Source organism: Pseudofrankia coriaricola, assembly GCF_032027725.1.
Taxonomy (GTDB): Bacteria; Actinomycetota; Actinomycetes; order Frankiales; family Frankiaceae; genus Pseudofrankia.
In genome coordinates this window covers 115,567-124,054 of sequence record NZ_JASNFO010000057.1, presented here as the reverse complement: position 1 = coordinate 124,054, position 8,488 = coordinate 115,567, and the positions used below count along the sequence as shown (strand labels likewise).

The window sequence follows — 8,488 nt, the reverse complement described above, 5'->3', positions numbered from 1 at the left end:
GCTTGACGATGTTCGCGCCGGTGAGCTCGTCGCCGCTGAGGTCCAACTTGTCGAAGGCACTGATCGAGGCCTGGAGCAGGGCGACGCCACCGCCGGCGACGATGCCCTCCTCGACGGCCGCCTTCGCGTTCGAGACGGCGTCCTCGATCCGGTGCTTCTTCTCCTTGAGCTCGACCTCGGTCGCCGCGCCCACCTTGACGACGGCGACGCCGCCGGCGAGCTTGGCCAGCCGCTCCTGCAGCTTCTCGCGGTCGTAGTCCGAGTCTGACTTCTCGATCTCGTTGCGGATCTGGCTGACCCGGCCCGAGATCTGGTCGGTGTCGCCAGCGCCCTCGACGATGGTCGTCTCGTCCTTGGTGACGACGACCTTGCGGGCCTTGCCCAGCAGATCGACGGTGGTGCCCTCGAGCTTGAGGCCGACATCCTCGGAGATCACCTGGCCACCGGTCAGGATCGCGATGTCACCAAGCATCGCCTTACGGCGGTCACCGAAACCGGGGGCCTTCACCGCGACGCTCTTGAACGTGCCACGGATCTTGTTGACCACCAGGGTCGCCAGCGCCTCACCCTCGACGTCCTCAGCGATGATCGCCAGCGGCTTGCTCGCCTGCATGACCTTCTCCAGCAACGGGAGCAGGTCCTTGACCGCCGAGATCTTGCTGTTGACGATCAGGATGTACGGGTCGTCGAGGACGGCCTCCTGACGGTCGGCGTCCGTGACGAAGTACGGCGAGATGTAGCCCTTGTCGAAGCGCATACCCTCGGTGAGCTCAAGCTCCAACCCGAAGGTGTTGCTCTCCTCGACAGTGACGACGCCTTCCTTGCCGACCTTGTCGAGCGCCTCGGCGATCAGGGCACCGATCGCCGGGTCACCCGCGGAGATCGACGCGGTCGAGGCGATCTGCTCCTTGGTCTCGACCTCCTTGGCCTGCTTCGAGAGCTCCTCGGAGACACTCTCGACAGCGACCTCGATGCCCTTCTTCAGGCTCAGCGGGTTCGCACCCGCGGCCACGTTGCGCAGGCCCTCACGGACCAGCGCCTGGGCCAGGATCGTCGCGGTGGTCGTGCCGTCACCCGCGACGTCGTTGGTCTTCTTCGCGACTTCCTTGACGAGCTCGGCGCCGATCTTCTCGTACGGGTCCTCGAGCTCGATCTCCTTGGCGATGGAGACACCGTCGTTGGTGATCGTGGGTACGCCCCACTTCTTCTCCAGAACGACGTTACGGCCCTTCGGACCAAGCGTGACCTTCACGGCGTCGGCCAGCTGGTTCATGCCGCGCTCCAGGCCGCGCCGCGCCTCCTCATCGAAGGCAATGATCTTCGGCATGGTGTCGGAGTCCTCCCACAGGGATATGGCAATGTGATGGCCTGGCCACAACGACGCCCGCGACGGACGGCTTCACGCCACGACCCGCGCACCGGCGCCCGTCCCCTGGGGCCGCAGCCCCAGAGCGGGCGCTCAACGGGCCGATCCGCGGATCGGCCCGGATGACTGATCGAGACAGCCTCGTCGTTTCAGCCTGCTGGCACTCAGACTACCCGAGTGCCAGCTCCCTGTTTAGCACTCGACCCCGGTGAGTGCAAGCTCGCTCTCCGCATCCGGCCCCGGCACCCGTCATCCGGCCCCGGCACCCGGACGGTCAACTGTGACAAGCCTGCGGGCGGCACCGGCGACCTGTAGTCGGACCCGCCATGTCCGCTTGTCGTCCCGACAGCGTGAGTACCTGACCGTATCCGTTTCGGCCGATGAGATCTTCCTGCGGCGAAGCAGGGGAAACAGCCGCCATGCGAGTACCGACACCACCCGCGACGGACGGACGGCCGCGGCCGCCTGGGACCGGCTCTACTCGAGGCTGACCCGCTGCGCAGCTGGGAAGGGCAGGCGGGCCAGCTGCCGATCCTGGCAGGCGCGCTGATCCGCCTGGCCGTCCCACGGTGGCCCGGCGAACGGAACCAAATCCACTGTGGCTGTGGCGCTTGACCCCCGACGTCAGCCCGACGCAGGTCGACCTTGACACTCCGCCACCGACAACGGGCGATCATCCAACCGGTCCGGAAGGCCACCGGCACGTCAACAGCCGCAGGACCTGAGGGACGGGCAAGCTAAGCGACAAGCTAAGGCCGCCGCAGCAACGCCGCGGCCCACTCGACGAGCATGGCTGCTTCAAGCTCGACCGCGGCCGATGCGCGGACTCGTACGCCTTCGCTCCATGCAGACCGTCAGCGCAGGACGGGCGGTGAAGTAGTCGTCGGCCACAATAATGCCTGGTCACAACAATGATCGGATCACCAGCGCCAGTGCACCGGCGGCCATGCAGTCCCACCGAAGACACGATCTTCGACCGTCGCGACGGAAATGGCCGGACCTGTCACCATCGACCGGTTCGTGTGCTGTATTGTGGCAAATCTCGATAGCCGGTCCTACGGGGGTGGCCATTGCTACGAGAGCTGTCGCGAGCGCGCGGTAATACGCCGCGCCGGCGAATTATGGGTTCAGCCATCGTGGCCCTTACAGCATTTGTGCTGGTCATGGGCCCTGCACTTGTCAACCACCAGGTCTCGGACGTCCGGCTGACCACGGCCGACGACCACTCGCGGGCCGCTCCCGTCGCGTCGCCGCGAGCAGCCCTAGGCAACCGTGGCCAACTCGCCGGCGTCGTCACCGCGGCGGGCGGGGTCAGCGGGGTATCGACCACGGATCCCCCGCCCGTGGCCATTGTCGTCGTCGTCGACGTCTCGGCCCGGATCGGTGAGGGAACCCTGGACCAGGTGCGCCAAGCGGTCGACACCTACATGACGGCCCAGAGCGTGCGCGGCTCCCTCGTGACCGTCGTCGAGTACGGCAGTGAACCCAGGGAGGGGCCAGCCGCCGAGGTCATCTGCCCGACAAGCGTGATTGGCCCAGGCTCATCGGCACAGTTCCTGCACAACTGCGTCGACAGACTCCAACACCGCTGGACCAGTGCGGGCGACGGCGCCAATCCCGTTCTCGCCCTGGACCTCGCGAAAACCATCCTCGAACAACCGGTCCTCGGCAGGCCCAGCCCCGACAGCGTGCGGAAGATAATCTTTCTGCTGGCCGGTGAGCCGCTCGGCGCGGCCGGATCGGACGGAAACCCACCGAACTCCGCCGTCCGAGCCGAGAACGCTCGCCGGGACCTGCCCGGAGTGGTTGCCTCGGAGCTTCGGGCTGCACGGATCGAGGTCTGGCCCGTCGGATTCCCGGTCGGCGCCGGCACGGCGGTCGACAAGGACCAGCAGGCCTTGACGGACCTGGCCACGGGGGCCGGCCAGCCCGCCTGCGGCTCAGGCGCTCAGGCCGTCTTCGCCGGCAGCGTCGACGGCCTGAAGGCGGCCGCGGGCCAGGTGTTGCAGGCGGCGTCGCTGACAACTGTCTGCACCGCTCCGCCAACGACCGCCCCGCCAACGACGGTGCCGTCGCCGACCGAGCAGCCGGTGCCCCCTGACGGACACGATGCGCTGCGGCCCTATCAGGTCACTATCGGAGTCGTTGGCTTCCTACTGGTGGCGCTGGTCGTGGCGTTCATCATGCATCTCCTCCGGGGGAGGTCGACCCCGGTGAGCCTCCTCGATGTGTCAACCACGGTTCCGATCGCGCCGCCCACTCTTTCGGGGGTGACCGTCTATCTACGCCGGGGCCCGAAAGCAGTGGCATTCTTCCAGGCGGATCCCGACCTGGGCGACACCCTGTACCTGAAGGTACGCGATCTTAGCACCCAGCCGAGACTGTCCGCCACCGGCGAGGCCGGCTGGAATCTTCAGCTCACCCGCGACAGCAACGGCGGCTTCAGACTGAAGAGGTCAGCCGAGGACAGCTCGCACGCCATCCCCGCCGGCACCGAGAACCAGTACGACCTCGGCGCCGGCGTCACCCTGTCCGTCGTCGACGCCCCGGCCCTGAACGCCGAGCAGCCCATGCAGTTGGAGCAGGTGAGATGAGTAGTTCCAACGTGGTAACGGCCCCCGTTCCGGCCAACGGTGTCGCCAACGGTGTCCCGGCCCTGAGCGCCGCGGCACCCGGCGTCGCGACCAACAGCGGGAATGCTCCCGGGACCAGATCGCCGAAGGTCTTCGTCAGCTTCTCGTCCCACGACAACGTGAACCAGAGCGCGACGACGTTCGTGAGCGATCTGACCGCACGGCTGGCGGAGAAGTTTCCCGGTACCAAGAAACCCCACGTGTTCTACTCGAACAAGTCGCTGAAAAACGGGCAGACCTGGGAGAGCGAGCTTCTGAAGGAACTCGACCGGTGCGACTACTTCCTCCCCCTCTGCTCGGCCAACTTCTTCGGCTCGCCCTGGTGCTCGAAGGAATGGTCCTATTTCCGCCGCCGGCTCCTTTCCTCCACGCCCGCCGGGCAGCGCGCCCTCGACCGGCTGATTCCAGTGTGGTGGCGAAAGATCGGCGACGGGAGGAAGAAGGACAAGGAAAACCTCCACCCGGTGCTCACGCCATACCACGTCGGCTATCCCGACGACACGCCGGAGCGACCCGGCTTGCAGAGGCTCCTCCGCTCGAACCCCGCCAAGTACCACGCGTACGTAGAGACCATCGCGGAACTGATCCATACCGACTTCGCCAGGCGGCCAGACCCCCTCGACCCGCTGGGCCTGACGAACTTCAAGTCACTGGAACCCGCGTTCTCTCCGGAGGCCGCCCAGCGGAAGACGCTGGAGACGAACCTCATCTACGCGGTCAGAGACGACCCGGCCGACTGGTGCCCGTTCGGGCATTCGTCGCCTGTCGACACCGAGTGGAATAAGGAGGAACTCTACCCGGAAAGAATCGTCGACAGGGTCCTGCGGCGCTTCAACGCGGTCGCCCAGGCCGATCCTCTTCTCCCAGAAAAAGACTGGACGGAGATAGAGGGGTGGAAACGCCAGCAGGCCGTGGCCGCCCTCAGCGACACCATCCCGGTCACAGATCTTGACATGGAGGACTGGCTGAAGGATCAGCTCAGGCGGGAGGACCTGTCTGGGCAGCCCTCTCGTACCAGCTGGGTGAACACCCTGACCATCAACAGGAGGCCGAAATCCACGAGCCGCCAGCTCTTCGTGATGACCCTTCTCGATCAGGGGGGCGAGGTCTACGCGTTCAGCAGCCCGGACCAGCTCACGACGGCGCTGGTCAAGGGAATATGGGCGATGCGAACACTTCTGGACGGCGGCAGCGACCCTGGTCTTGACCACGTCAAGCCAAACCGCAGGCGGTAATATGACGACGAATATTGGCCAGACGAGCGACGTCGGCGCCATCACCAGCTTCTATTCGTTTAAGGGCGGCGTCGGTCGGACGATGGTGCTGGCCCAACTGGCGTGGGTGCTGGCGTCCCAGGGCTGTCGCGTCCTCGTCGTCGACTGGGATCTCGAGGCACCCGGGCTACGCGAGTATTTCTACCCGAACATTCCGACCGAAGAAGGACCTCCGGGGGGCGACGCCAGTGGCGTACTCGGACTGATCTCGCGCTATACGGGTCGTGTCAGCGAGCTCTACAAGCAGAAATTCCGGCAGGCGGAGGCCGACCTGCTTGCGGAACTCCGCGGCGAGTTGCGCCGCGGGTTCGCCGAGATCTTTGCCGAGATCGTCGCCGCGACCCCCTTCCCTCCGGAGGGGTACTCCGAACCGGATTTTCGCCGCGCCCTCACCACGGCGGCCGCCGCTGTCCGTGACCAGCTCGTCGACGGTCGCGGGGCGTCGCCCAAGGGCCACGGTGATCAGGAACTGGCGAAAGCCCTGACCGCACAGCTTCTCACCGTGGCGGGTGACGTCTTCGCCAGGCTGGGCGGGGAAGCCGAGGCCGTGTTCGAACAGGATCTGACCGCGAAGGTCACCGCGAAGGTCACCGAGGCCGTACGGGACATCCGGGAGCGCGGGGTGGACACGCCGGCGCTGCTGCGCGCGGCCGTGGACGAGATCCACGAGAACCAGGATGAGCTTGACGACCTGACCTCCCTCGAGGAGCTCTCCGTGCAGGTCGAGACAAGCGCCGGTGGCATCGCCGGCATGATCGAATTCATGCCGGCGGGGTACCTCAACCCCGACTACGACAACGAAGTCGTCTCATTAGACTGGGGGCACTTCTTCCGGAACCTGCGCGGCGGCGACTTCCTGAAGGCGGTCCGGGCCAGGATGAAGCACGATTTCCAACACGTGCTCATCGACAATCGCACCGGTATCAGTGACACCTCGGGAATCGCTACCAGAATTCTTCCCGACACTGTTGTGACGTGCTTCTCACTGAACGACCAGAATATCGACAACTCGGCGGAGATCGCCGCGCAGATTCACGAAGAAAGCCCCGGAACCCGAGTTCTCCCGCTTCCCTGTCGAGTCGAGCTCAGTGACAACCCACAGCTGAGGAAGGCGCGGCTGCGCTACGAGAGCAAATTCGAGGGGCTCATCGGCAATCATGTCGGCAAGGATGATCGCGATTACTGGGACCGCGCCATCGTCCCCTACAGCCCCCGCTACGCGTATACCGAGACACCGCCGCGGGAGGCTAGCTCGGACTACGACGAGGTGCTGAAGGCAGTCGAGTTCCTGGCAGAGAACGTCACGTTGAGCGAGCCGGTGAAGTTCACCGTACCGCGAGACCAGTGGAAGACGTTCACAGACAGCTTCGAGCGGCCGCCGATTGACGCGGACTACACCCGGGTGGTCCTCAGCCACAGCGCCGAGGACGAGGCCGTGGCCGTGTGGGTGGAGTGGCTGCTCAAGGAACATGGGCTGAGCGTTCGGCGCCAGCGCGCCTACCACCTGGACACGCGAATCCTCGAGCAGGAGCTGCGGACGGCCCATGGCAACCCGACGAATACCCGGTCCGGCGGAACGCTGTGTGTCATGCCGCTGCTCAGGGAGGACTACATCAGCCTCGATCTGGCCAAGGAGGCCTGGGAGTGGGCCCGCCCCCGGGTCACCAAGGGCGGGCGGGAGGTCCTTCTCCCCGTCCGGACCGAGCAGTTCGCGCGTCTCCCTCCCTTCGACCGGCCCGTCGAGTGTGTCGAGCTCGCGTCCGCCCTGGCCTTCGGCAGACGCGAGGAGGCCCGCGCCACCCTGCTCAGGTCGATCGCGGACCGGTACGACGTGCCGGAGGAGCAGAACGAGCCCGAACCCGAGTTCCCGTTGCCCCCGGTCGTGCTCGACGACAGGGAGGCCGCCGAGCGGCGGACCGCGAGAAGAAAAGCCACTGACGGGGATTCCGTCACGCGCTTTCAGTATCTTCTCGCGCTCGCCAACCAGCAGAAGGAGGAACCCGCCGCGGTGGGCCAGCTCAAGGAGGCGGTCGAGGTGGCGAGGGATCTCGGCGACGCGCTGAAGGAGGCGCTCGCCGGATTCCTGCAGGCGGCGGCCGAGATCCGGGTCGCACGGGACAGCGCGGAGAAGGCCCATGAGCGAGCGGCACAGCTCGCGACCGCGGCCGCCGACGCCGTCCTGCGGCTTGACGAGCGCGACCTGGTCGTGGAGCCAGTGGGCCGGCTGTTGAAGCTGTCGGAGTCGGACAGCTTCAAGGATGAGGCGCAGGGGGTGGCCGCAGCCATCGACCGGCTGCGTGGCCGGCCTCTCCGGCTAGACGTGCTGGCACGGCTGTCGCTGGCAGCCGCCGTCCTCGATCGTCTCGTCAACGACCTCGGGGACGCCGAGGACAAGTGCCTCGCGGCGCGCATGCTGGCCGACGGCCTGAGCCAGCGAGACGCGGACCTGGTCGCGCGTTGCGATCTCGAGTTCGGGCTGATCGCACTGCAGAAGCGGGAACGCCCCAACGCCGCCGCGTTGACCGAGGCAGAGGAGCACTTCCGCCGGGCCTGCCGTAACGCTGGCCGGACGACCGCGACCGGAGTGGAGACCTACTTCCTGGCCACCCGCGGACTCGGTCTCGTCGAACAACTGCGCCTGTTCCTGCCCGCTCACGACGGCCACCGCCACAATCTCGCGGAGGATTACTTCCACGAGGCGCTCGACGTCCTGGCAGAGGCCGAGCAGAGCAAGATGATAGATCCGATGGACGCGGACTACCGCCGGGTGCTCATCTTCACCCACCTGGGTGCCCTCGCCGAGCAGCAGGACAAGGTGTCCGACACGCTCAAGGAAGCCAAGAGGCCGGACGGCACCCGGTGGGAAAACCTCACGATGCCGGACCGGTACCGGCCCGCGGCGGACCTGCTGTCGCCGCTGGCGTTGCAGGTTTCGTTGCCGTTCGCCTGGATGCTGCGGAAGAGCTACCGGCCGGACGACCTGCCGGACAATGCTGTCCGGCCGACGAGCCAGTGGCACCGTCCGGCTGTGCAGGCCTTCTGGATCTACTTCATGCTCGGCCTGATGGACCGTCGGGAGGAATGCCGGCGTGACGCTCAGCTCAGGAGTGTCAGAACGACCGGGACGGACCTGGATACCCTCAGGAAGTACGGCGTCCACGACTGCGTCTGGCTCCAGAAGAAGCTGAACCAACTGGATGACACGGCGTCGTAGC

The 8,488-nt window shown here is 66.4% G+C and carries 4 protein-coding genes and 1 pseudogene; 4 read left to right on the top strand and 1 reads right to left on the bottom strand.

All coding sequences use genetic code 11. The features are described from left to right. On the bottom strand, nt 1-1,327 hold a 1,327-nt coding region (gene groL / locus QOZ89_RS28690; RefSeq protein ID WP_312626536.1), incomplete at its 3' end, for a chaperonin GroEL. A gap of 835 nt (nt 1,328-2,162) precedes the next feature. Between groL and QOZ89_RS28685 the strand changes: the two are divergent. From QOZ89_RS28685 to QOZ89_RS28670, 4 genes and pseudogenes are all read left to right on the top strand, one after another. Next, nucleotides 2,163-2,240 (top strand): annotated as a pseudogene (locus tag QOZ89_RS28685) (IS6 family transposase); the annotation flags it as partial. Between the two features lie 289 nt (nt 2,241-2,529). Then, nucleotides 2,530-3,960: a vWA domain-containing protein gene (locus QOZ89_RS28680; RefSeq protein ID WP_157910640.1), complete on the top strand. Its 1,431-nt coding sequence runs from the start codon at nt 2,530-2,532 to the stop codon at nt 3,958-3,960. Further along, complete coding sequence (locus QOZ89_RS28675) at nt 3,957-5,234, top strand: toll/interleukin-1 receptor domain-containing protein (RefSeq protein WP_083420135.1); 1,278 nt, start codon at nt 3,957-3,959, stop codon at nt 5,232-5,234. The genes QOZ89_RS28680 and QOZ89_RS28675 overlap by 4 nt, the downstream gene beginning before the upstream one ends. A 1-nt stretch (nt 5,235) precedes the next feature. Beyond that, entirely contained in the window at nt 5,236-8,487 is a 3,252-nt protein-coding gene (locus QOZ89_RS28670) for a nucleotide-binding protein (RefSeq protein ID WP_071054645.1), read from the top strand. Nucleotide 8,488 lies beyond the last annotated feature (1 nt).